The organism is Neisseria sp. P0019.S002 (assembly GCF_051957155.1).
GTDB lineage: Bacteria > Pseudomonadota > Gammaproteobacteria > Burkholderiales > Neisseriaceae > Neisseria > Neisseria perflava.
The window spans coordinates 299,342-323,744 of sequence record NZ_JBQCWS010000003.1; the positions used below are offsets into that span (position 1 = coordinate 299,342).

Below are 24,403 nucleotides of genomic sequence, written 5' to 3' on the forward strand. Positions count from 1 at the left end.
TCCGATTACACAATGAATCCGACTGAACAACGTATCAAATACCTGACCGACCTCCTCAACCGCTACGCCTACGAATACTACACCCTAGACGCGCCCAGCGTACCCGATGCCGAATACGACAAATTGTTCCGCGAGCTTGAAGCATTGGAGCTGAATCACCCTGAGTTGAAACTGCCCGACAGCCCGACACAGCGCGTCGGTGGCGAGCCTTTGGCAGGCTTTGCCGAAGTGCGCCACGAAGTACCGATGCTGTCGCTGACCAACGCCTTTTCTCCACAAGACGAAAACGGCGTGTTCAACCATGCCGAAATGTATGCTTTTGATGAACGCGTTCGTGGCGGATTAAACGGAGAAAAACCGGAATACGTTATCGAACCTAAATTTGACGGTCTGGCCATCAGCCTGCTGTACCGCGACGGTGTATTGACTCAAGCGGCAACCCGTGGCGACGGCACAACAGGTGAAGACGTTACCCAAAACGTCAAAACCGTATCCAACATCCCCCTGCGCCTGCATGGAGAAAACATTCCCGAGCTTATCGAAATCCGCGGCGAAGTACTGATGCTTAAAGCCGATTTTGCCGCCTTAAACAAACGACAGGCTGAATACGGACAAAAACCTTTCGCCAATCCGCGTAATGCCGCCGCCGGCAGTCTGCGCCAACTCGATTCGCGCATTACCGCACAACGCAAACTGCATTTCTTCCCCTATTCTATCGCCCGACAACAAGGCGGTTTTATCGCAGAAGAACACCTGCAAGAGCTGGGCTACTGTAAAGAGCTTGGCTTCAGCCTGCCTGATGGTAATTTCGGCTGCTTCCCAAATATCGAAGAAGTATTGGCGTTTTACGAACAAATGCAGCAAAAACGCCCTACTTTGCCTTACGAAATCGATGGTATGGTGGTCAAAGTCAACAGTCTGGCACAACAAGAAAAACTGGGTTTCATCTCACGCGCGCCGCGCTGGGCCATTGCCCACAAATTTCCTGCCGAAGAAGCATTGACCATTGTCGAAGCCATTGATGTACAAATCGGGCGCACCGGCGCAGTAACCCCCGTCGCCCGCCTGCAACCTGTATTCGTCGGCGGCGTTACCGTCACCAATGCCACCCTGCACAATCAGGACGAAGTATCTCGAAAAGACGTGCGCGTTGGCGACACAGTTGTCGTACGCCGCGCCGGAGACGTGATTCCAGAGGTAGTGCGCGTAATTTTTGAACGCCGTCCAATGCAGGAGACCAATATTTCCGTTTCAGACGGCCTGCAAGACGATTTGTTTGCCGAAACACCTTCTGAAACCCGATCCGAACCGCTTCACAAACCCTACCGCCTGCCCACCCATTGCCCTATCTGCCGCAGCGAAATCGAACGTGAAGAAGGCGAAGCGGTTGCCCGATGCAGCGGTGGTATGCTTTGCCAAGCACAACGCGTGCAAGGTTTAATCCACTTTGCCTCACGCAAAGCCATGGACATTGACGGACTTGGACAAAAACAAATCGAGCAACTGGTAGCACAAGATTTGGTTCGTCATTTCGCCGACCTCTACCGCCTCGATATTCCAACCCTACAAAAAATGAAGGAAACAGCGGATAAAGCGTCAGCTAATGAGGAAGAACCATCAAACAGTGAGATTGAAGACTTTGAAAGCGAGACCGGCAATACCCTGCTTGCCAAAAACATTAAAAAACAGCCGACCAAATGGGCGGAAAACATCCTTGCAGGCATAGAAGCCAGCAAAACGCCCGAACTTGCGCGCTTCCTTTTTGCCATCGGCATCCGTCACGTCGGCGAACGCACCGCCAAAACACTGGCACAGGCATTCGGTACGCTCGAACATGTCCGCCATGCACCCGAACCCATCCTCGCCTGCCTGCCCGATATCGGCACGGTGGTTGCCCGCTCCATCGCTCACTTTTTTGCCCAAGAAGCACAACAGGCGATGATCGACGAGCTACTGGCTGTAGGTGTTGCCCCGCAAAGCCAGGCTGTCACTATCCCGCCGTTACGCCATGCCGAACCACAACGCTGGATTGCCCGTCTGCCCGATTTTAAAATCAGCGAAACCAAAGCACTGGCCTTGTGGGAGCTTGCCGGACAAAGCATAGAAGGTTTGCAAACTGACAAAGCGTTGCCTGCCGATTGGCAGACATGGCGCAGCAAACCGCAAAATGCAGCCCTGCTTGAAAATATGAAAACTTTCTTTGCTCAAACGCTGTCTAAGCTTCAAGATGAAACTATTTCAGACGGTATTAATGAGGCCATAGCAGGTAAAACCTTTGTATTAACAGGGACTTTACCCACACTCAAACGCGACCAAGCCCAAGCCATGATTGAGGCTGCAGGCGGTAAAGTTTCCGGCAGCGTATCCAAAAAAACCGACTACGTTGTCGCCGGAGAAGCTGCAGGCAGTAAATTGGAAAAAGCCCAAGCTTTGGGCGTGGCCGTATTAACCGAAGAAGAATTACTGTCGTTGCTGGGATAAGACAGTATCCATGACCAATTCTCCTTTTCAAACCACCTGATACTTTATCATGTGGTATTATTGTTACATACGACTACATCTTTACACTTTTTGGGTATAAACCCACAGTTAAAATAGGATAATAATATGAAACCCATTAAAAAATGCGTCTTTCCCGTTGCCGGTATGGGCACTCGTTTCTTGCCTGCAACCAAAGCCAGCCCCAAAGAAATGCTGCCTATCGTGGACAAACCTCTGATTCAATATGCAGTTGAAGAAGCGGTTGAAGCCGGCTGTACTGAAATGGTGTTCATCACCGGCCGTAACAAACGCAGCATCGAAGACCACTTCGACAAAGCATACGAGTTGGAAACCGAATTGGAATTGCGTCAAAAAGACAAACTGTTGGCGCACGTTCGCGATATCCTGCCTTCCAACATTACCTGCATGTACATCCGTCAAACTGAAGCATTGGGTTTGGGTCATGCCGTATTGTGCGCGCAGGCTGCCGTTGGTAACGAGCCTTTTGCCGTTATTTTGGCAGACGATTTGATTGATGCGCCTAAAGGTGCGTTGAAACAGATGGTTGATGTGTACAACCAAAGCGGCAACAGCGTTTTAGGCGTTGAAACCATCGATCCTTCCCAAACAGGCTCTTACGGTATCGTTGAAGTTGAAAAACTGAAAAGCTATCAACGTGTAGTCAATATTGTTGAAAAACCAAAACCGGAAGAAGCACCTTCAAACCTCGCAGTTGTCGGCCGCTACATCCTGACTCCGCGTATTTTTGACTTGTTGACCAACCTGCCCCGCGGCGCCGGTAACGAAATCCAACTGACAGACGGTATTGCGCGCCTGCTCGACCATGAGTTTGTGTTGGCTCATGCGTTTGATGGCAAACGCTACGACTGCGGCAGCAAATTGGGTTACCTTGAAGCAACCGTGGCTTATGGTTTGAAACACCCTGAAACTGGCGAACAATTCAAAGAATTGATCAAACAATACGCTTAAGCACAGCCATTATAACAAGGCCGTCTGAAATTTCAGACGGCCTTTTTCTACACTTATTTCTTCCAATATGCCGGAGTAAACAAAATTAAAACGGTAAAAATCTCCAAACGTCCCAATAACATCACCGCCGTACACAGCCACTTCTGTACATCGCTCAGCGCAGCGTAATTATGCGACGGACCAACTGCACCTAAACCCGGCCCTGCATTGGTAATACAGGCAATGACTGCCGTAAAGGCGGATAAAAAGTCCAAGCCTGCGGCCATCAGTAAAAAGCTGAATACGATGACCGTCATAAAGTAAATAAAAATGAACGACATAACGGTCAGCGCCATACGATCCGGAATGGAGCGATTGTTGACCTTTACCGTACGAACCGCACGCGGATGCAGCAAAATCAACATTTCGCGCAAGCTGAATTTAAACAACACCAACGCACGCACGTTTTTAATACCGCCCCCCATAGAGCCTGAACTTGCCAATACGTTCGAGAGAAAAAACATCCACAACGACGCAATCAGCGGCCATTGTGCAAAGTCGGCATTGGAGAAACCGCTGGCCAATCCGATGGACACAAAGTTGAAGCTGACAAAACGCAAAGCTTCACCAAGGCTTTGGTACACGTCCTGCTGCCACAGATACAATGCCGAAATCAAAATACTGCCCGACAAAACCAGCAGCATGGTGCGGCATTCTTCATCCTTCCAATACACCCGCCAAGAGCGGTTGCCCAGCGCAGTAAAGTGGCTGGCAAAATTGATACCGCCCCAGACAGTAAAAAACATCAACGTCCATTCGACTGCCACAGAATCAAAATAGGCAACGCTATCATCATGTGTTGAAAAACCGCCCAAGGCCACTGCCGACATCGCATGGCACAAGGCATCAAACCAACCCATACCGGCAATATGTAAGGATACAAAAGCCGCAGCAGTTGTCAGCGCATAGGCAAACCATAGCCGTTTGGCCACTTGCGAAATGCGGGGCGCCATCTTACTTTCTTTATCCATACCCGGAATTTCCGCTTTGAAGAGCTGCGTTCCCCCCACGCCCAACATTGGCAAAATTGCCACAGCCAGCACGATAATACCCATACCGCCAAGCCAGTTGAGCATGTGCCGCCAAAAATTCACCGACGGATCCAGCGTATCCAAGCCGGAAATCACTGTTGCCCCCGTTGTCGTCAGCCCCGACATCGCTTCAAAAAACGCATCGGTGAAACTCATGGACGGCATATAGAAATAAATCGGCATAGCCGCCACAATGGCAAAGGCCAGCCACAGCATCAATACCAGGGTAAATCCGTCACGCGGCCGCAATTCACGGTTGAAACGCAGCGTCAGCACCCAAGTTACACACGACACCAGCAATACGGTCAAAGCCGTATAGGCAAACACGAGAAACGCGCTGTCGTGATAAAAATACGACATCAGTGTCGGCACGGCCAACAGTAATGAAAACAACAGCCCCAGCTTGGACAATACATGGACAATCGGCATCACCTTGCTTACCGCACCGCCCAATCTGAAACCCTTATGCAGATACATCATATTCCTATCATCAGAAAACAATATGTTTCAGACGGCCTCATAAAAAAGGCCGCCTGAAACCGCATATTTTATCAAAATGCCACAATCCCGTGATAAAGAAAAACAAAAAACACTTGCCTGCTCTTTTTCTAGGAGTATAATGTTATACCATAACATTTACTGGAGAAAGAAATGAAACCTAATATCCACCCGGACAACTATCGTACCGTCCTGTTTTACGACAGCGGCGCAGACCAAGGATGGCTCATCCGTTCATGCGCCAATACCCACGGCAAAACCATGGTTTGGAAAGACGGCATAGAGTATCCCCTCTTTTCGCTTGATACTTCTTCCGCGTCCCACCCCGTGTACACAGGCAAACAACGCAATGTCAATATCGAAGGCCGCGCCAGCAAGTTCAACCAACGTTACCAATCCATGATGTCTTCCTTCAGAAAGGATAAATGATGCAAGTTCTCTCATCCCTAAAAACTGCAAAAAAACGACACCGCGACTGCCAAATTGTCCGCCGAAAAGGCAAAGTGTACGTCATTTGCAAGAGCAACCCCCGCTTTAAAGCACGCCAACGTTAAGCGGCCCAACCCATATTTCAATGTAACTCTCTGAATTTTCCGCACTTTCGTTTACCTCTAGCGCAAGTGCGGCTTTTTTTCAAACGGCATTAATCATTCATATCAAAACTACAACGAATCCTGCCATACTCCCAAAAACAGGAAGAAAAAGTAAATAATGGTTATCCCTATTGTGAAGCCATAAAGATATTTATAACATGCCGCTACATTCTTCCTTCAACACTGACCATAGGAGTCAAAAATGAAAGTAAAAGCCCTGCTTGCAATTGCCGCCGCCATGAGCCTCGCTGCCTGTGCCGCACCTGAAGCCCATCGCCATGACCATGGTCAACGTCATGAGCACAATCATGCACACGAACATGGCCACCAACATCATGACATGCACAACCATGGCCGTGTTCAATCATTCAACTGCGAAAACGGCCTGTCTGTACAAGTCCGCAACCTGAGCACCAACCAAGTTGAACTGCGTCTGGATGACAAAGTTGCTACCCTGTCTTCTGCCGTTGCAGGTTCAGGCGAACGCTATGTTGCCAACCAAGGTCTGTTCGGCAAAGGCGCTGAATGGCATCAAAAAGGCAGCGAAGCATTCTTCGGCTTCACTGACCCATACGGCAACAAAGTAGAAACTTCTTGCTCTGCCCGCTAATTTCTACTTAAAAATAGAATAGCTAAAGGCCGTCTGAAACCCGGATTTCAGGTTTTTAGACGGCCTTTAATTTTATAACTGGTCGGGCTTGGGTGCTTGTTGGTTAATTTTTATCAGTTCCCGTACCCAATCGACTGTTGCGGTGCTTTCCCAAGAGGTAAATTTTGCCGTGGGAGAGTTGTTCGTACATACGCCTTCAAACAATAATCCGTTTAAAGCCAGCTTGGCGGTAACTTCTGGTTTGGAATGGGCATATTTTCTAAATTTCTTTGCATAGACAATATAATTTACCCCTTCATCCAAAATATCGAATGTTACGATAGGCATGGCATTTTTCTTAAGTTCTCTTTTCTGATGTTCGATATATTTGAGGCTTCCCGATAACCGCTGTTCGTTTGGAAGTTTTATTAAAGAAGGATTGAGTAATTCCATACTCACTAAAAAACATGTTTTTTCAACCAAGCCCGGGGAACATACTTTCGTAGAGTAGCGTCCGCTTCCCCTTGTATTGCATGATGGTTCGGGATAAATATAATATGCCCTCGCAACCTTCCCTACTTGCTGAATCTGGTCGAAAAATTTTTTTACTTCTTGAAATTCTTTTTTTTCCAAATCAATCGGTACGCCGTTTTGAGGGGTAATCACGTTAATCGGAATATTGTTCACTCGGATTGTTTCCTGTAACGGTTCAACCGGTTGCTGTTGCTGATTATTGCAGGCAGACAATAAGCTTATAGTGAAAAGCAGTATCCTTTTTTTCATCTTCATCTCCATTCTTGTCAAACAAAGGCCGTCTGAAAACCTATTACCAAAGTTTTCAGACGGCCTTTATCTTAGAGTAAACCATTAAGCGTAATGTCTGTCTTCGCCTTTACCGTCAACGTTGTCTGCACAACGTTTACAGATGGTTTCATGGCCTGCAACTGCGCCCACATCGTGAGTATAGTGCCAGCAGCGTTCGCATTTTTCGCCGTCGCTGGCTTTGGCAGTAACGGCAAATTCATCACCGACTTTCACTTCGGCTTTAGACACCAGCAAAGCAAAACGTAATTCTTCGCCCAAAGTGTTCAGATAGTCGGCAATTTCTTCCGGAGCCGTAATTTCGGCTTCTGCTTGCAATGAAGAACCAACGGTTTTGTCTGTACGCAAAGGCTCGATGGCGGCAGTTACTGCTTCGCGTGCTTCGCGGATTGCCGTCCATTTTTTCACCAGTTCGGCTTCGGCTTTTTCGTTGATGGGCGGGAACTCGTGCCATGTGTGGAAGAGGACGCTGTCTTCTTCGCCGCCGCCGATGATGTCCCACGCTTCTTCGCCGGTGAAGCACAAAATCGGTGCAATCAAGAGAACCAGGCTGCGTGTGATGTGATACAGGGCAGTTTGCGCGCTGCGGCGTGCATGGCTGTCGGCTTTGGTGGTATAGAGGCGGTCTTTCAGGATGTCGAGGTAGAACGCGCCCAAGTCTTCCGAGCAGAAAGAAACAATGTCTTTTACAGCAAAGTGGAAGGCGTAGCGAGGATAGAAGTCGCCCGCCAGACGCTCTTGCAGCTGACGTGCCAACACTAAGGCATAGCGGTCGATTTCCACCATGTCTGCCTGTTGCACGGCATCTTCAATAGGATTGAAGTCGCTGAGATTGGCAAACAGGAAGCTCAAGGTGTTGCGGATACGGCGGTAGCTTTCGGTAACGCGTTTGAGGATTTCTTTGGAAATCGCCAATTCGCCGCTGTAATCGGTGGATGCCGCCCACAGGCGCAGGATGTCGGCGCCGAACTCATTATAGACTTCTTGCGGTGCAACGACGTTGCCGATGGATTTCGACATTTTGCGGCCGTTTTGGTCAACCACAAAACCGTGGGTCAGCAGCTGTTTGTATGGCGCGCGACCCATTGATGAGGCGCAACCGGTCAGCATGGAAGATTGGAACCAGCCGCGGTGTTGGTCGCTGCCTTCGAGGTACAAGTCAGCCGGCCATTCCAATTCTTCGCGTTGTTTCAAGACGGAATAATGGGTCGAGCCGGAGTCGAACCATACGTCCATGGTATCGGAAAGTTTGTCGTAATTTTCACAATCTTCCGCGCTCAAGAGTTCGCTCTTATCAAGAGAGAACCATGCTTCGATACCTTTCCCTTCGATTTTTTGGGTAACTTTTTCCAACAATTCGGCAGAGTTTGGATGCAATTCACCGGTCTCTTTATGAACAAAGAAAGTCATCGGCGTGCCCCAGTAACGTTGGCGTGAAACCACCCAGTCAGGACGGCCTTCAATCATGGCTTCCAAACGCGCACGACCCCATGATGGGAAGAATTCGGTGTCATCAACGGCCTTGATGGCTTTGTCGCGTAAGGTTTTACCGTCGGCACCGGCTTTGTCCATACCGACAAACCATTGGCCGGTCGCACGGTAAATCAACGGCGTTTTGTGACGCCAGCAGTGTGCGTAGCTGTGTTCGATTTTGCTGCTTGCCAAGAGGTTGCCGGTTTCTTCCAACCATTGCAGGATAACGGGATTGGCTTCCCAAACGCTCATGCCGGCAACGCGCGGCGTTTCGCTGATGTATTTGCCTTCGGCGTTAACAGGGTTGTAAAGCTCGATGCCGTATTTATTGCAGACGGCGTAGTCTTCCAGACCATGCGCAGGCGCAGTATGCACCAAGCCGGTACCGGCATCGGTGGTCACATGGTCGCCGTTGAGCATGGGAATATCGCGTTCGAGGAACGGATGATTCATGTGCAGGTTTTCCAGCTTGTCGCCGGTTGTTTCTGCCAATACATTCAGGTCGTCTGAAGCAAAACCGTAGCGTTTGAGCGCATCTTCTGACAAATCCTTGGCCAACACCAATTTGCCTTTAGGCGTATCAATCAGTTGATACATCACGTCTGCACCAGCTGAAACAGCTTGGCTCGCAGGCAAAGTCCAAGGCGTGGTTGTCCAAATAACGGCAAACGCTTTGCCTTCGATACTTGCCAAACCGAATGCGGCGGCAAGCGCGGCAGTGTCTTTAAACGGATAGGCAACGTCAATCGCAGGCGATACTTTGTCTTTATATTCCACTTCGGCTTCAGCCAAGGAAGAGCCGCAGTCCAAGCAGAATTGAACCGGTTTCGCGCCGCGGTAGAGATAGCCGGATTTGTAGATTTCGCCGAGCATACGCACGGTATCGGCTTCGGTTTTGAAATCCATGGTCAGGTAAGGATTGTCCCAGTCACCCAACACGCCCAGGCGGATAAAGTCTTTTTTCTGGCGGGCAATCTGTTCGGCAGCGTATTCGCGGCACAATTCGCGGAAACGGGCTTTAGGCATGTCTTTGCCGTGCAGTTTTTCTACCATCACTTCGATAGGCAAACCGTGGCAGTCCCAACCCGGTACATAAGGCGCGTCAAAACCGGCTTGGGTTTTGCTGCGGATAATGATGTCTTTGAGGATTTTATTGACGGCATGACCGATGTGGATGTCGCCGTTGGCATACGGAGGACCGTCGTGCAGGATGAATTTCGGACGGCCTTTGGCGATTTCGCGCAGTTTTTGGTAGCGTTTTTGCTCGTACCAGCTTTTCAGCCATGCAGGCTCGCGCTTGGCAAGATTGCCGCGCATTGGAAACGGGCTCTCGAGCAGGTTTACGGTTTTACTGTAATCGGTCATTTTTTGATCTCTATTGTTGCGGTATTTCGGTTTCAGACGGCCTGATTGCTCATTTTGAAAAGAACAGGCCGTCTGAAAAAATTCAAAGAACTTATTGTAGCCCAATTGTCTTGATTTTATAAGCTTCTAGAAGCGTTTCTATGCTTCCCAAACCCTCGCATCTTCCATATCTTGCAAAATTTGGGTTTTCAATGCTTCGATACTCTCAAATTTTTTCTCGTCACGCAGTTTGTGCAGGAAGCGGACGAAGATACGTTGTCCGTACAAATCGCCGTTGAAATCGAACAGATGGACTTCCAGCTTTTGCGAGCGGTTATTGCTGACAGTAGGGTTAAAACCAAAGCTGGCAACACCTCGGCGCGTACCGAATGTGCCGTCTGCCTCAACGACAAATACGCCGCTTAACGCATAATGATACGGGGGAAGCTGAACATTGGCGGTAGGCGCGTTGATGGTGCGGCCAAGTTTTTGCCCGTGTTTGACCTTGCCGCTTAACACGTAATCATGGCCCAACAGTTTTTTGGCGTATTCCAACTTGCCATCTGAAAGGGCTTGGCGGACGGCGGTACTGCTGGTACGGATATCTTCAACGATAACGGACGGCGTGCGCTCGGTTTGCATATTGGGCTGCTGTGCCAAAAGTTCAAAACAACCTTCACGGCCGGCACCAAAACGGAAATCGTCACCAATCAACAAATAACGCGTATTGAGCGTTTGGCGCAAAAGCTGGTCGATAAACGCTTGCGCGCTCATATCGGAGAAAGCTTGGTTAAAACGCAAGACCCAAACGGCATCCACACAGCCGGTTTCACGCAAAAGGCGCAATTTGGTACGCAGTGGGCTGATGCGGTAAGGCAGCTTTTTCCCGGCTTTGCGCGCAAAAAATTCTTTGGGCTGAGGCTCAAAAACAACAACGACAACAGGCAGACCGCGCTGGTCTGCCTCTCGTTTGAGTTTTTGTAGAATATGTTTGTGCCCGAGGTGTACGCCGTCAAAGTTGCCGATGGTTACGGCGGCTCCTTGCGGAAATTTGGGCGCGTGTCGCTGTCCAAGCCAGATGTTCATGGGTGGTGGGTATTGTGTTTGAATAGGCGGCTATTGTAAACGTTATTGCCGTTTCAATAAACCTTAGGCCGTCTGAAACCAATAAATATATGCTTTCAGACGGCCCTAAAGTTTGTTAATACCTTACCACCACCAAGGATAACGGCCAAACGGATAGCCCCAATCGTCGTAATAGCGATAGTAGCGTGCTTCGCGCAGCTGTTCTTGGGAAATATAGTTTTGCCATGCCATTTTGTAGCAGGCTTGGAACATCGGATCGGAAACTTTGTCGATATATTTGAGGCGGAAGGCTTTTTGTTCCGCAGTTGCGGCACCGAGTTTGCCTTCTTCGTCAAATTTGCGGCGGATCAGCGCGGCAGTTTCCTGATCGCATTGGGCGGCAAGATGTACTTGAAGATCCTGTTCATAGCGTTTCTGCGCTTGGGCGCGTGCGGCTTTTTGCTCGGGCGTGGTGGCGCAGGCGGCCAGCAATGCAACGGCGCCAAACAATAAGGTCAGACGGATAGGATTCATTGGATGTTTCCTTATACTCATGTATGGCTATTAATGTACGCCCTCATTGTGTAATGGGCAAGTGTGGCAACTTGGGGACACTTTAGATTATTTGTTCTTATCAGCAGACAGTTGCATATAAAATACACCCTGTATGAATGTTTAACTCCAAACCCACTCAATGAACGCTGACAAACCGCCCCACTCCTACCGATTGCGCCACCACAGGCAACACACGCCGCCGTTTTGGCAGGCGGACCGTCCGTACCTGCACGAACACAATATTTCCGATGCCCGTTTCAGACGGCTGGGCTACATCATGGCCTTTCTTGCCGGTGCGATTAATGCGGGGGGATTCTTTGCTTTTGCACGTTATATTTCCCACGTAACCGGCTCCATGTCTCTTTTGGCTGATGTGCTGTATCTCCAAGACTGGTGGTCTGCCGCAGTGACTTTCATCAGCGTGTTGTGTTTTGTTGCCGGTGCCGCGCATTCGGGCTGGGTGATTTTATGGACGCAGCAGATGCGTTTCCGTGGCAGCTTTGGGTTTTCCATGTGGCTGGAAGCAGTTTATCTGTTGATATTCGGTTGGTTCGGTATTGCCGCGATGGAATGGGATTTTGGCGGCTCTGATTTTATTATGCCGTCTTTAGCATTGTTTTTATTGTGTTTTATTATGGGCATGCACAATACGGTTATCACGCTTCTTTCCGGCGGCGCCATCCGCTCCACCCACATGACCGGTACAGCGACCGACTTGGGCATTGAAATTTCACGCGCACTTTATTATTCCAAACAACACCATCCGCGCCTGCCGCACGTCCGCGTCAACAAACCGAAAATGTGGCTTTTAAGCGGCTTGATGCTGTCGTTTTTGCTGGGCGGCGTGGTTGGCGCATGGGGTTATCATCTGGTCGGCCATCATTTCGCCCTGCCCGTTTCCGCCGTTTTGTTCATACTGGGCGCAGGCTCGGTGGGATACGATGTCAAAGTCAGATTGAAATGGGCATTTGTCAGCTGGTATCGCCGTAAAAAGAAAAAACGGAAGAAATCGTAAAGAAACCTGCTTTTCATCGGGCGGCAAAACGGCCAAACTGTCAGAAAAATGCAGAAATGTTTCAGTATTATGTTAACTGGCAAATATTTGCGTAATATCGGGTTAAACCCATTCTTTTACGTTTCGGATATTGGGTATCATAAATCCGTAATGACCCACGCGGTTTTTATTGATTTTTTTCAGACGGCCCGGACCGTCATCTAAAAAGAGGATACGACATGAAATTCTTGAAACCCCTGACCGTTATTGCCACTGCAATTCCTTTGGCGCTCACCGGCTGTGTGACCGATCCTGTTACCGGCCAACAATCCGCCAGCAAAACCGCCATGTACGGCTTGGGCGGTGCGGCCGTTTGCGGCATCGTCGGTGCGCTGACCCACGGCGGCAAAGGCGCGCGTAACTCCGCATTGGCTTGTGGTGCAGTAGGTGCCGGTATCGGCGGTTACATGGACTACCAAGAGAAAAAACTGCGTCAAAGCCTAGCCAACACCAACATCGAAGTTGAACGTCAAGGTAACCAAATCAAACTGGTTATGCCTGAAAACGTAACCTTCGCCACCGGCAGCGCTGCCCTGAGCGGCCAAGCCCAAAGCGCCCTGTCTGCCGCTGCGCAAACTTTGGTTCAATATCCTGACACGACTTTGACCATCAACGGCCACACCGACAATACCGGTAACGACGCCATCAACGAGCCATTGTCTCGCAACCGCGCCGAATCTGTTGCCACCTTCCTGCAATCCCGCGGCGTAAGCAGCACCCGTTTGAGCACTTTCGGTTACGGTTCCCGCCAACCAATCGCTTCCAACGCTACTGTTGAAGGCCGTGCACAAAACCGCCGCGTTGAAATCTTAATCAACCCTGACCAACGCGCCATCGATGCCGCTAAAAAACAAATGTAATCCGACATCCGTCTGATTCCCATACTTAAGGCCGTCTGAAATTTCAGACGGCCTTTTTCTTTGTAGATTTTGTTTGCAATTTCTCCTCCTCAATTCAATCCATCATAAAATTTATTCCTTTATTAACAAGACTTTTCAATTTTTCCTTCAAAAAAACTGTATTAATACTCTAATTTTTACATTAACTTAGAGTATAATTCCTAAAATTTTAAAAACACGCCTCATGCCGTCTGAAAAACGGCGGCGAAAAACACACTTATTTATATACACATCAGTCCGTTATCCAATCCATTTCATAGGATTTCAGACGGCACCATCCAGAATCTATGAAGGAGCATCCATGCAAAACAACTTTGACCCATTGATTATCCGTGGCAAATCACTGATTCCCGTTGTACAAGGCGGTATGGGTGTAGGCGTTTCCGCATCAAAACTCTCCAGCGCGGTTGCGCGCGAAAACGGCGTGGGTACCATCGCCAGCGTCGATTTGCGCCACTTGCACGAAGATTTGCTGGCCGAATCAAAAATCGATTCCAGCGAAGAAAAATACACCCGCCTCAACTGCATCGCGCTTGACCGTGAAATCAAAAAAGCCAAAGCCGATTCAGAAGGCAAAGGCATGATTGCCGTCAACGTCATGAAAGCCGTAAAAGACCATGCCGCCTACGTCCGTCAGGCCTGCGAATCCGGCGCAGACGCGATTGTGATGGGTGCAGGTTTGCCTTTGGATCTGCCTGAAATGGCCGAGGGCTACCACAAAGATGTCGCCCTTTTCCCTATTTTGTCAGAGTCACGCGGTATCAATATCGTTTTGAAACGTTGGATGAAAAAAGGCATCTTGCCCGATGCCATCGTTATCGAACACCCTGCCCACGCAGCCGGCCACTTGGGTGCGGCAACCGTTGACGGCGTGAACGATGCCAAATTCGAGTTCAAACGCGTTATTGAAGAAACATTTGAAGTATTCAAAAACTTGGGCTTGGAAAGCGAAAAAATCCCGTTGGTACTCGCCGGCGGCATGGCAAACTTTGAAAAAGTCAAAACAGCCTTGAAAAACTGGGGCGCATCCGCCGTCCAAATCGGTACCGCGTTTGCCGTGACCGAAGAAGGCGATGCCCACATCAACTTCAAGAAAACACTGGCCGGTGCGGAAACCGAAAAAGTGGTTGAATTCATGTCTGTTGCCGGTTTGCCTGCACGCGGCGTGCGCACAAAATTCCTCGACAACTACATCAAACGCGAGGCCAAATTGCAAGCCAATGCCAAAAACGATCCGCGCCGCTGCACCCAAGGCCTGAACTGCCTGACCAGCTGCGGCTTGCGCGACGGTTTGGCCAAAGCCGGTCAATTCTGTATCGACATCCAACTTTCCGCGGCATTCCGCGGCGAAGTCGATAAAGGCCTGTTTTTCCGTGGTAAAGACCCGCTGCCGTTTGGCAACGCCATCCGTACGGTTCAAGAAACCATTCATTATCTCTTGAACGGTTCCTTGCCTGCCGTCCCTGCCAAATAAACGCGTCAACCTCAAAAGGCCGTCTGAAAAACATTCAAACCCTGTTTTCAGACGGCCTTTTTGTCCCAATCCATCTAAAAAATGCTAAGATTATCGCCTGAATTTATCCAGCAGAAACATCATGAATCCATTATTGAACCACCTCAAACCCTATCCTTTCGCCCGCTTGCGTGAAGCCATGCAAGGCATTGATGCACCCGAAGGCGTAACGCCCATTCATCTGCAAATCGGCGAGCCGAAACACCCGACGCCCAAAGTCATCACCGACGCGCTGACCGCCTCCCTGCACGAACTGGAAAAATATCCGCTGACCGCAGGCCTGCCCGAACTGCGCCAAGCCTGTGCCGAATGGGTTGCTCACCGTTATGATGGTTTGAGCCTCAATCCCGACAATGAAATCCTGCCCGTATTGGGCAGCCGGGAAGCTTTGTTCTCTTTTATCCAAACCGTTTTAAATCCGGCTTCAGACGGCCCCAAACCGGTCGTTATCAGCCCCAATCCTTTCTATCAAATTTACGAAGGCGCGACTATTTTGGGCGGCGGCGAAATCCATTTTGCCAACTGTCCTGCGCCCAGCTTCAACCCTGATTGGAGCAGCCTGCCCGAAGACGTATGGCAGCGCACCAAAGTCCTGATTGTCTGCTCGCCCAACAACCCGAGCGGCAGCGTCCTGCAATTAGAAGATTGGAAAGAAATTTTTGATTTGCAAGACAAATACGGCTTCGTTATTGCCTCTGACGAATGCTATTCCGAAATCTATTTTGACGGCAACAAACCGATCGGCGGCTTGCAGGCTGCGGCGCAATTAGGACGCGGCACGCACAACATCGTGATGTTCACCAGTCTGTCCAAACGCTCCAATGTCCCCGGTTTGCGTTCCGGTTTTGTCGCAGGCGATGCCGAGTTGCTCAAAAACTTCCTGCTCTACCGCACCTACCACGGCAGCGCGATGAGTATTCCCGTCCAACGCGCCAGCATTGCCGCTTGGAACGATGAAGAACACGTTATTGACAACCGCCGCCTCTACCAAGAAAAATTCGACCGCGTCATCCCTATTTTGCAACAGGCGTTTGATGTCAAACTGCCTGACGCGTCGTTCTACATTTGGCTGAAAGTTCCCGACGGCGACGACTTGGCATTTACGCGCAACCTGTGGCAGAAAGCCGCTATCCAAGTGTTGCCCGGCCGCTTCCTCGCCCGCGATACCGAACAAGGCAATCCGGGCGAAGGCTACGTCCGCATCGCTTTGGTTGCCGATGTGGAAAGCTGCGTCAAAGCGGCTGAAACCATGGTTGCTTTATACCGCTGATAAAATAAAGGCCGTCTGAAATTTCAGACGGCCTTTTTAAATCAATCAAGTTATATCACGAAATCCAACAGATAAAAATCTTCTTTGCCTACGCCACACTCAGGGCATTTCCAGTCGTCGGGAATATCCTCAAACTTGGTTCCGGCAGGCAGGCCGTGCTCGGGGTCTCCGAGGTCTTCGTCATAAATCCAGCCGCAAGGGCCGCACATATATTGAGCCATTTTGTGTTCCTTCTATTTTAAAAGGCCGTCTGAAACCGTATTTTCAGACGGCCTTTCGTGTGTTTTATTGTTGATATTTTGAATTTATTGCGCTGCTTCCAAAGCGGCGATTTCTTTACGCAGATGTTTGATGGCCGGTGTTACGATGGCGACGAACATGGCCTCGCGGACGCGGCGTTGCGCCGGACTGCGCATCAGATAACCTTTCGCGCCTGCATGCAATGCGGCAGATTGAGTGGCGTTCAGTGCCAATACAGCAGCGGCTTCACGCAGTTTCAAGGTTGCCAGCGTATCAGGTTTATTGTTCCATGCATTATCGGCAAGGCGTTCGGTTTCCGCCCATGCGCCGTCCAACGCGGCTTTCAAATCATCGTAGCTGTGGTCGAGGTAAGCGTTCACTTCAGCGTTCACTACATTGGCCATGCGGATAATGCCGAGCGCACCGTCAATCACACCGGCGCCGATACCCATTTGCAGCAAGATGAAACCGGCTTTAATGGTCGGGATATAAGACTGGAACTGCTCAGGCGAAGCAATCACATCTTCATCGGGAATAAACACATCTTTAAAATTCAGGCTGTAAGTGCGCGTGCCTTCCAAACCGCAGAATTCAGGGCAATCTTGCAGGGTCACGCCTTCCCACTGGCCGCCGGTAATAAACATCACATAGCTGTCGCCGACTTGGGCAGTATTCGCCCAAATATGGTCTTCGCCGATATTGGATACCCAAGGCAAAGCGCCGTTGACTTTGTAGCCGCCCTCGACGCGTTCGGCTTGCAGATTGTGTTTTTCGATACCGGCAAGGTGTTTGACGGTATTGGACATACCCGTACCGGCCCAAACTTTGCCCTGCAGAATATCGGCCAAATATTTGTCTTTAACCGCTTGGTTGGGGGATTGGTGCAGATACCACGCGCAAGCCGCCTGACACCATGCGCTGAACGAAGTCGCGCCGCATTCTTTACCGATTTCGCGCAATACGGCGATTTGCGTTGCCAAACCCAAACCGTTACCGCCTTCTTCAACCGTACCGGTCGCGGCAAAACCGCCGATTTTGCCCAATTCCAGCATAAATTCTTTCGGGTACAGGCCTTTGCGGTCGATGTCGTCCACCAATGGTTTTAATTTGCTTTTAACGAGTTCGGCAACATTGTTCAGTAAAGCTTCGCGTGTCATGATTTTTTCCTCTGAATAAGGTTTGAAGCGTAGATGGTTCTACTCATGAATTATTCTTGGCAACAAGGATATCCTTGCTTTTTACTAAAAGGCCGTCTGAATTTTCAGACGGCCTTTGATGAGATTAGGCAAATGCCTGCAATTCAGGGTTGATTTCAGTTTTGGCAAGGTTGTTGACGTAGTTGCACAAGGTTGCCAAAGCAACGCCCATGACGACTTCAACGGCTTGCTGTTGGTTGTAGCCTGCATCAAAGAAAGCTTTCAACTCATCGTCGGATACCGCGCCTTTTTTCGCCATAACGGCTTGGGTGAATGTTGCCAAAGCACCCAGTTTGGCATCGTCAAACTCGCCTGCAGCCAATGCGCGTGCGGCTTTAATGGATTGTTCGGACAGCAGTTTTTTCAAGGTAGCCAGTTTGGTGTGGCCGGCAACGCAGAAACCGCATTCGTTGGTACGGGCGGCGATAATTTGAACAACTTCAACTTCGCCGTCAGTCAGGCTGTTGGCCGCATTCAGCTTGCCAACTTCTTGGTAAAACGCCAAAGCTTCAGGCGCATTGGCCAAAACGCCGATCAGGTTAGGAATAAAGCCGTTGTTTTTCAGTACGGCTTCAATGCGTGGTTTAGCAGCTTCAGGAGCGGTTTCAACTGTGTGTATGGTCAAGCGGGACATGTGTATAACCTTCTTATCTGGTGAAATGAAGTGCCCATCATAAGCCATCCTCCTCCATCAGAAAAAGACTTATTGGTTATTTACCGCGAACCAAAAGTTATAAGGCCGTCTGAACGGATTCAGACGGCCTTATCAAATGATTCAACTCATTATTTCATAAAGTTTTTCAGCAGCATAGAAGCGATGTCGTCCAAGCCGAAGCCATCCGCATCTTGAGCCGTGCCGTTAGGAGTGGCTTTATCGACCAAGTCAGGCAATACTTTTGCCAACAAATCGCCTGCTTGGCCGGCATCCACGCCGAATTTTTGCGCGATTTGGTTCACGGTATCGCTGCCCAAAGCATTTTGCAGGTCGCTGCCGGACACAGGCAGGTTGCTGGATTGGTTGGAAACCCAGCTGCTCAGAGCATCGCCCAAACCGCCTTGTTGCAGTTGGTTGATCAGGTTGCCTACGCCGCCTTGCTGTTTCACCAAATCCATCGCCATATCGGTCAGAGAACCTTGTGCGCCGTTTCCGCTGTTGCCACCCAACATTTGGGTAGCCGCATTCAAAAGATTGTCCATGAGTGCCATGACTTTTTCCTTGTGTGTGTTTATGTCTAAAAAAAGAAAGCGGAGTGTAGCAAAATTTATGCTGGAAAAAATCAGGCTTAACCAAACTAAACCTCTTTTATCTCAAAGCCGTAATAAAACCAAGGCCGTCTGAAATCAAGTTTCAGACGGCCTCTATAACGAACCATGTGCTATTCTTCGCGGCCATTGAAATACTCGGCCGCTCCGCCTTCAAAAAAGCCTTGCAAAATCGCCTGCGCCGCTACTCGGTCAAGCACGGATTTTTGTTTTTGGCCAAATACTTGGGCTTCCGCAAGTAGGCTTTCCGCGTATAAGGAAGACATCCTTTCATCCACCCAATAAACCGGCAAATTAAAACGTCCGTGCAAACGGCGGCCAAACTTACGGCTCAAACGGGTCAGCTCATGCTCCGTCCCATCGGTATGCGTCGGCAGTCCGACCACAAAATACTTGGGTTGCCATTCTTTGACCAGCTTGGCAATGGCTTCGAATTTTTCATCATTGCTGTTGCCGGTTATCGTCGCCAGTGGATGGGTCATACCCAACTCGGCATCGCCCTGCGCCACGCCAATACGCGCCTCGCCGAAGTCAAAGGCCAAAACCGTGCCCTTTGGTGTATCAGGCATGGCCGACTCCTGAAACCAAGGCGTTCGGATTGATACCCAATTTTTCAAAAGCGGCGGCATAACGAAGTTCGTATGGCACATCAAAAAGAATATGCTCGTCCGCAGGGACGGTCAACCAAACATTTTCTGCCAGCTCGCGCTCCAACTGCCCTTTGCCCCATTTTGAATAACCAATACTGATCAAAGCCTTGTCCACCGCACCTTCTTTAGACAAGTTTTCAATTACATCGCGCGAAGAAGTCAACGCCACATTATCAGTTACCACCATGCTGTTTTGCCAGCGACCGATCGGCGTATGCACGACATAGCCGCGCTCAATCTGAACCGGCCCACCCATCATCACGTTTTCATGTTGCAGGCGCAATGGGATATTGCGGTCGGCGGCGGCGAAAATCATGTCCATGGTAATCGGCGAAGGCTTGTTGATGACGATGCCCAGCGCACCTTCTTCATCGTGTTCGCATACATAAATGACCGTATCCGTAAAAAACGGATCGTCCATATGAGGCATGGCAATCAGGAAATGGTTGGCTAAATTCATATTCTTCTTAATCTATTAAGCTGATTTTATTATTTTTGTCCGTCGTTAACCGGCGCGTCCACCACGCACGCACCGTAAACCGCGCCGCCTGCCGGTACCGGCGTATCGGTTTTCGCATGGGCAAAACACGATACCGCGCTCAAAGAGTTTTTCGGCGAACCTTGAACGATTTTATCGCTGTATACCAAATAAGCAAAAGACTTACGTTTCGGATCGTAGTAGCGGATAATCTGTTGGCTCTTAAATGCTATGCTGGCACTGCGTTTGAACACTTGTCGCGGTTTCAAAACCGCAGCCTCGTTATAACGGATGACTTCCGCACTTTGTACACAGGAAACCGATGCGTCGCTGGCATCTTCTTCCAAATTGACCGTTTCTTTCAAACCGCCTTTTTTCGCATACGAAATATAGCAGGCAACCCCCTGCACATCAGGATCATCAAAACCTTCCACTTCAATACGGTCGTTTTTACCCAGCATATGAAACACCGTACTGGCGCGTCCGATTTTATCGGTATTGTCACCGCAAGCCGCCAAAACCATGGCACCCAACACTACTAATAAATATTTTTTCATAATATCCCGTCGATGCAGACTGTCAGTTTCCAGGCAGACTAAACCCCGTCCGCCTCCTCTATCGTTACTATATAAGACCGTTCGTCCATATTGCAACCCAATATTATTTTCAGACGGCCTGACAGACAGTATAATCCGTCCTATTGTTCCTACTTTGATAGCAAGATCGAACCATGCGTTACAAACCCCTCATTCTCGCCCTGTTGCTCAGTTTCTCCCTGCCAACCTATGCTGCCAAAGACGCGCCGAAAGAAAAAGCGGCCGCCGTCAAAAAGGCTGCGCCCGTGAAAAAAGAGAAAGAAGCCGCTAAGGCAGATGTAAAAAAAGAAACCTCAAAAAAACAAGCAGTAAAAGAAAAAGAGGAAGACAAAAAAGCGGTTAAAGCCAAAGCCTCCAAAGAGAAGGAAACCGCCGACAAGAACGAACGCGCTTCAGCCAAAAACAAACCGGCTAAAGCCGCCGAAGCCGCGGCCGACAATAAAAAGGCCAACCGCAAAACCGAAGAGCCTAAAGAAACAGCCAAAGACAAAAAAGCCGCAGCCGCAAAACCCGGCAAAGCCAAAGAACAAGACAAAAAACCTGTTGAAGATAAAAAAGACAGCAAAACCAAAGAACCCGTAAAAAAAGCAGAACCTAAAGAAACCAAAACCAAAGAGCCTGCTAAAAAAGCGGCTGAGGATAAAAAAGACCGTCAATCCAAAGAACCAGTAAAAAAAGCAGTCGAAGACAAAAAGGCTGACGCCAAAGAAACCAAAGCTAAAGAGCCTGCGAAAAAAGCTGTTGAAGACAAAAAAGACGCTAAAAAAGACATAAAAGCCAAAGAGCAAAACAAAAAAGACGAGCCTAAAGCTGAGCCTAAAGCCGTCTCTTCAGCCGACAACGATTTCAAAGCAGCCGTGACTGCCGCCGCCAACGATATTGAAACCAAGAAATCCTTTGCCAAACGCAACGAGGGTTTCATTATCCATGTTAATGCCACGCTCAAACAGCTGCAACAAACGCGCAACAACCTCTCCGGCATCAACCGCAAACAACGCGACGCTTGGGAAAAATTCCAAAAACTTAATGCCGATGCCAACCAGTTGAAAGCCGAAGTTTCCAACACGCGCGCCCAAATTTCACGTTTTGTGTCCGGCAACTATAAAAACAGCCAGCCCAACGCGGTTGCCCTCTTCCTGAAAAACGCCGATGCCGGTCAAAAAACCCGCTTCCTGCGTTACACGCGTTATATCAACAACGCCAACGACCAAGTCATGAGAGACTTGGAAAAACAACAAAAAGAGCTGGCGGCGCAAGAGCAAAAAATCAACAATGAATTAGCTTACCTGAAAAAACTGCAAGCCAATATCCAAGCCTCGTTGCGTCAACAAGGCGTGACCAATACCGCCGAACAAGCCGAAAGCCGCCGTCAAAACGCGGCAATGGCCAAAGAAGCGCAAAAGAAAATCAACCACAGAGAAAACGAGCAGCGCCTCAACAATCTCTTGAAAGATTTGGAAAAACGCAAAGCCGAGCAACGCAAAGCCGAAGCCGAAGCGCGTAAAAAAGCCGCCGAAGCCCGTTTGGCCGCCGCCGAAAAAGCCCGCAAAGAGCAAGCTGCCGCCCAACAAAAAGCCGAAGCCGAACGCGCCGCCATGTCCACGCTGACTGACGAAGACATGAAACTGCAAGCCCCGAACACCCAAGGCTTTACCGTCAGCAACGCCAACAGCTTCAGCCGTATGCAAGGCCGTCTGAAAAAACCGGTCAACGGCACACTGGCAGGTCTGTTCGGTCAAGACCGCGGCGATGGCGAAGTTTGGAAAGGCGTGTTCTACAATACCGTTCCTGCTCCGGTCAGCAGCATTGCCTCAGGCACGGTTACTTTTGCCGGCGAGCTTGAAGGCTACGGCAAAGTGGTCGTCCTCGACCACGGCGACGGCTATGTCAGCATTTACTCCGGCCTGAACGAAATCGACATCGCCCAAAACTACGCCGTCAATGCCGGCAGCAAGATTGGCACCAGCGGCACTTTGCCGTCGGGCGAAACCGGCCTTTACCTTGAAGTCCGCTACAACGGACAAGTCATGAATCCGCTTTCATGGATTAACTGATGTTTCAGACGGCCTGAGTGAATTTTCCCCTTCAGGCCGTCTGAATTTTCATCATAAACTACAATAAAACACGATTTTCACGCCTGTTCAGCACATTAAACAACAAACTTTTACCTTAAACTTATTGTTCCAAGCGTTTAAATCACATAAAGTCAACGGGTTCAGAGAAAACAAAAAACACTTTGCTTACTGTACACAAAAAGAAAGTCAAACGAATGTCAACAAAATCCACTTTGAAAAAAGTTGCAATCTACACTCTCGGCGCATTTAGCGGCATCGCCCTCAGTCTGAGTGTACAAAGTTTTGCCGCCGAAAAAGACAAAAAAGACAACGAGGCCCTGCCCGTGCAGACCATCCGCACCATGGCAGAAGTGTACGGCCAAATCAAAGCCAACTATTACCAAGACAAGCCAGATGCCGAGCTTTTTGAAGGCGCAATGAAAGGCATGGTGTCCGATCTCGATCCGCATTCCGAGTATATGGACAAAAAAGGCTATGCCGAAATGAAAGAATCCACCAGCGGCGAATTCGGCGGCCTGGGCATGGAAATCGGACAAGAAGACGGCTTCGTCAAAGTCGTTGCCCCGATTGAAGACACTCCGGCAGAACGCGCCGGCGTGAAAAGCGGCGACTTCATCGTCAAAATCGACAATACCTCTACCCGCGGCCTGACCGTCAGCGAAGCCGTCAAAAAAATGCGCGGCAAACCGGGTACCAAAATCACCCTGACTCTTTCACGCAAAAATGCCGACAAACCCATCGTCGTCAACCTGACCCGCGCCATCATCAAAGTCAAAAGCGTGCGCCATCACCTGCTTGAAAAAGACTACGGCTACATCCGCGTCTCCCAATTCCAAGAGCGCACCGTTGCCGCGCTCAACGAAGCCGCACAAGCCCTTGTCAAAGAAAACAAAGGCCCGCTCAAAGGCATCATCCTCGACTTGCGCGACGACCCGGGCGGCCTACTCAACGGCGCAGTCGGCGTATCCGCAGCCTTCCTGCAACCTGACGTAACCGTTGTCAGCACCAAAGGCCGTAACAAAAAAGAAGGCATGGTTCTCAAAGCAACTGCCGAAGACTACATCACCACCAGCGGCAAAGACCCGTTGGCCGGATTGCCTGCCGAGCTGAAAACCATTCCTATGACCGTCCTGATTAACGCAGGCTCAGCCTCCGCTTCCGAAATCGTTGCCGGTGCATTGCAAGACCACAAACGCGCCGTCGTCGTCGGCACACAAAGTTTCGGCAAAGGCTCAGTACAGACCCTGATTCCGCTTTCCGGCGGCAGCGCAGTCAAATTGACCACCGCCCTTTACTACACGCCAAACGACCGCTCGATTCAAGCGCAAGGCATTGTTCCTGACGTTGAAGTCAAAGACAAAGACCGCGCCTTTGAAAGCCGCGAAGCCGATTTGGTCGGCCATATCGGCAATCCGTTGGGCGGCCAAGACGTCAACAGTAGCACTGAAACGCCTGCCAACACAGAAACCAAAGCCGATAAAGACAAGTCTAAAAAAGACAAAGACGAAGACATCTCCAGCCGCCGCATTCCCAATCCGGCCAAAGACGATCAGCTCCGCAAAGCCTTGGACTTGGTGAAAAATCCAGCCGAATGGCAAAAATCTTTGGGTTTGGCAGCGAAAAAACCTGCACCGAAAAAAGATGCGGATAAAGACAGCAAAAAATAAACCTGTTATTTCTCAATAGAAA

The 24,403-nt window shown here is 49.7% G+C and carries 23 protein-coding genes; 11 read left to right on the top strand and 12 right to left on the bottom strand.

Translation table 11 applies throughout. The annotated features are described in order from the left end of the window. The first annotated feature begins 12 nt into the window (after positions 1-12). Positions 13-2,481 (top strand): NAD-dependent DNA ligase LigA, encoded by a 2,469-nt coding sequence (gene ligA, locus ACTHTY_RS06775; RefSeq protein WP_440366943.1) that lies wholly within the window; start codon positions 13-15, stop codon positions 2,479-2,481. Between the two features lie 126 nt (positions 2,482-2,607). After that, complete coding sequence (gene galU / locus ACTHTY_RS06780; protein ID WP_070608142.1) at positions 2,608-3,471, top strand: UTP--glucose-1-phosphate uridylyltransferase GalU; 864 nt, start codon at positions 2,608-2,610, stop codon at positions 3,469-3,471. A 53-nt stretch (positions 3,472-3,524) separates the two neighbouring features. On the opposite strand, the gene ACTHTY_RS06785 is transcribed toward galU, so the two are convergent. Next, positions 3,525-5,021 (bottom strand): TrkH family potassium uptake protein, encoded by a 1,497-nt coding sequence (locus ACTHTY_RS06785; protein WP_440366945.1) that lies wholly within the window; start codon positions 5,019-5,021, stop codon positions 3,525-3,527. 171 nt (positions 5,022-5,192) lie between these two features. Here ACTHTY_RS06785 and ACTHTY_RS06790 point away from each other — a divergent pair, with 171 nt between their 5' ends. From ACTHTY_RS06790 to ACTHTY_RS06800, 3 genes are all read left to right on the top strand, one after another. Continuing rightward, positions 5,193-5,468 (top strand): type B 50S ribosomal protein L31, encoded by a 276-nt coding sequence (locus tag ACTHTY_RS06790; RefSeq protein WP_128581140.1) that lies wholly within the window; start codon positions 5,193-5,195, stop codon positions 5,466-5,468. Next, complete coding sequence (gene ykgO / locus ACTHTY_RS06795) at positions 5,468-5,593, top strand: type B 50S ribosomal protein L36 (RefSeq protein ID WP_003685279.1); 126 nt, start codon at positions 5,468-5,470, stop codon at positions 5,591-5,593. Before ACTHTY_RS06790 ends, ykgO begins: the two co-directional genes overlap by 1 nt. A 241-nt stretch (positions 5,594-5,834) precedes the next feature. After that, positions 5,835-6,242 (top strand): MliC family protein, encoded by a 408-nt coding sequence (locus tag ACTHTY_RS06800; RefSeq protein WP_063068834.1) that lies wholly within the window; start codon positions 5,835-5,837, stop codon positions 6,240-6,242. A gap of 72 nt (positions 6,243-6,314) precedes the next feature. On the opposite strand, the gene ACTHTY_RS06805 is transcribed toward ACTHTY_RS06800, so the two are convergent. The 4 genes from ACTHTY_RS06805 to ACTHTY_RS06820 form a co-directional block, all read right to left on the bottom strand. Beyond that, positions 6,315-7,010, bottom strand: a complete 696-nt coding sequence (locus tag ACTHTY_RS06805; protein WP_440366948.1) for a hypothetical protein — start codon at positions 7,008-7,010, stop codon at positions 6,315-6,317. Between the two features lie 78 nt (positions 7,011-7,088). Further along, entirely contained in the window at positions 7,089-9,881 is a 2,793-nt protein-coding gene (gene ileS, locus ACTHTY_RS06810; protein WP_440366950.1) for an isoleucine--tRNA ligase, read from the bottom strand. A gap of 138 nt (positions 9,882-10,019) precedes the next feature. Next, positions 10,020-10,946, bottom strand: a complete 927-nt coding sequence (ribF, locus tag ACTHTY_RS06815; RefSeq protein WP_440366951.1) for a bifunctional riboflavin kinase/FAD synthetase — start codon at positions 10,944-10,946, stop codon at positions 10,020-10,022. A 123-nt stretch (positions 10,947-11,069) separates the two neighbouring features. Then, positions 11,070-11,459, bottom strand: coding sequence for a hypothetical protein (locus ACTHTY_RS06820; protein ID WP_107737619.1), 390 nt, complete (start codon positions 11,457-11,459; stop codon positions 11,070-11,072). 160 nt (positions 11,460-11,619) lie between these two features. Here ACTHTY_RS06820 and ACTHTY_RS06825 point away from each other — a divergent pair, with 160 nt between their 5' ends. The 4 genes from ACTHTY_RS06825 to dapC all read left to right on the top strand — a co-directional run bounded on the left by ACTHTY_RS06825 (position 11,620) and on the right by dapC (position 16,216). Continuing rightward, complete coding sequence (locus ACTHTY_RS06825; protein ID WP_440366953.1) at positions 11,620-12,495, top strand: YoaK family protein; 876 nt, start codon at positions 11,620-11,622, stop codon at positions 12,493-12,495. 218 nt (positions 12,496-12,713) lie between these two features. Continuing rightward, positions 12,714-13,394, top strand: coding sequence for an OmpA family protein (locus tag ACTHTY_RS06830; RefSeq protein ID WP_003747310.1), 681 nt, complete (start codon positions 12,714-12,716; stop codon positions 13,392-13,394). Positions 13,395-13,734: 340 nt separating this feature from the next. Beyond that, entirely contained in the window at positions 13,735-14,907 is a 1,173-nt protein-coding gene (locus tag ACTHTY_RS06835) for an NAD(P)H-dependent flavin oxidoreductase (RefSeq protein WP_070590780.1), read from the top strand. A gap of 121 nt (positions 14,908-15,028) precedes the next feature. Next, positions 15,029-16,216 (top strand): succinyldiaminopimelate transaminase, encoded by a 1,188-nt coding sequence (dapC, locus tag ACTHTY_RS06840; RefSeq protein ID WP_440366954.1) that lies wholly within the window; start codon positions 15,029-15,031, stop codon positions 16,214-16,216. A gap of 50 nt (positions 16,217-16,266) precedes the next feature. Here the strand turns inward: dapC and ACTHTY_RS06845 are convergent, their stop codons facing one another. The 7 genes from ACTHTY_RS06845 to ACTHTY_RS06875 form a co-directional block, all read right to left on the bottom strand. Then, a complete protein-coding gene (locus ACTHTY_RS06845) occupies positions 16,267-16,437 on the bottom strand; it encodes a rubredoxin (RefSeq protein ID WP_003680460.1) in 171 nt (56 codons plus the stop codon). Positions 16,438-16,521: 84 nt separating this feature from the next. Beyond that, positions 16,522-17,613 carry an acyl-CoA dehydrogenase family protein gene (locus ACTHTY_RS06850; RefSeq protein WP_440366955.1) on the bottom strand — a complete coding sequence of 364 codons (1,092 nt, stop codon included), beginning with the start codon at positions 17,611-17,613 and terminating at the stop codon, positions 16,522-16,524. A 124-nt stretch (positions 17,614-17,737) separates the two neighbouring features. After that, on the bottom strand, positions 17,738-18,286 hold the full coding sequence (locus ACTHTY_RS06855; RefSeq protein WP_003685141.1) for a carboxymuconolactone decarboxylase family protein: 549 nt from the start codon (positions 18,284-18,286) through the stop codon (positions 17,738-17,740). A gap of 149 nt (positions 18,287-18,435) precedes the next feature. Next, positions 18,436-18,858 (bottom strand): YidB family protein, encoded by a 423-nt coding sequence (locus tag ACTHTY_RS06860; RefSeq protein WP_049343994.1) that lies wholly within the window; start codon positions 18,856-18,858, stop codon positions 18,436-18,438. A 170-nt stretch (positions 18,859-19,028) separates the two neighbouring features. Then, positions 19,029-19,484 carry a Holliday junction resolvase RuvX gene (ruvX, locus tag ACTHTY_RS06865; RefSeq protein ID WP_440366957.1) on the bottom strand — a complete coding sequence of 152 codons (456 nt, stop codon included), beginning with the start codon at positions 19,482-19,484 and terminating at the stop codon, positions 19,029-19,031. Then, a complete protein-coding gene (locus tag ACTHTY_RS06870) occupies positions 19,477-20,025 on the bottom strand; it encodes a YqgE/AlgH family protein (protein WP_250589732.1) in 549 nt (182 codons plus the stop codon). The genes ruvX and ACTHTY_RS06870 overlap by 8 nt, the downstream gene beginning before the upstream one ends. A gap of 29 nt (positions 20,026-20,054) precedes the next feature. Next, on the bottom strand, positions 20,055-20,600 hold the full coding sequence (locus tag ACTHTY_RS06875; protein WP_440366959.1) for a CreA family protein: 546 nt from the start codon (positions 20,598-20,600) through the stop codon (positions 20,055-20,057). A 173-nt stretch (positions 20,601-20,773) separates the two neighbouring features. On the opposite strand from ACTHTY_RS06875, the gene ACTHTY_RS06880 reads away from it, so the two are divergent. Both ACTHTY_RS06880 and ACTHTY_RS06885 read left to right on the top strand, forming a co-directional pair. Further along, positions 20,774-22,693, top strand: a complete 1,920-nt coding sequence (locus tag ACTHTY_RS06880) for a peptidoglycan DD-metalloendopeptidase family protein (protein WP_440366960.1) — start codon at positions 20,774-20,776, stop codon at positions 22,691-22,693. 215 nt (positions 22,694-22,908) lie between these two features. Further along, positions 22,909-24,381, top strand: a complete 1,473-nt coding sequence (locus tag ACTHTY_RS06885; RefSeq protein WP_049351441.1) for a S41 family peptidase — start codon at positions 22,909-22,911, stop codon at positions 24,379-24,381. Positions 24,382-24,403: the final 22 nt, after the last annotated feature.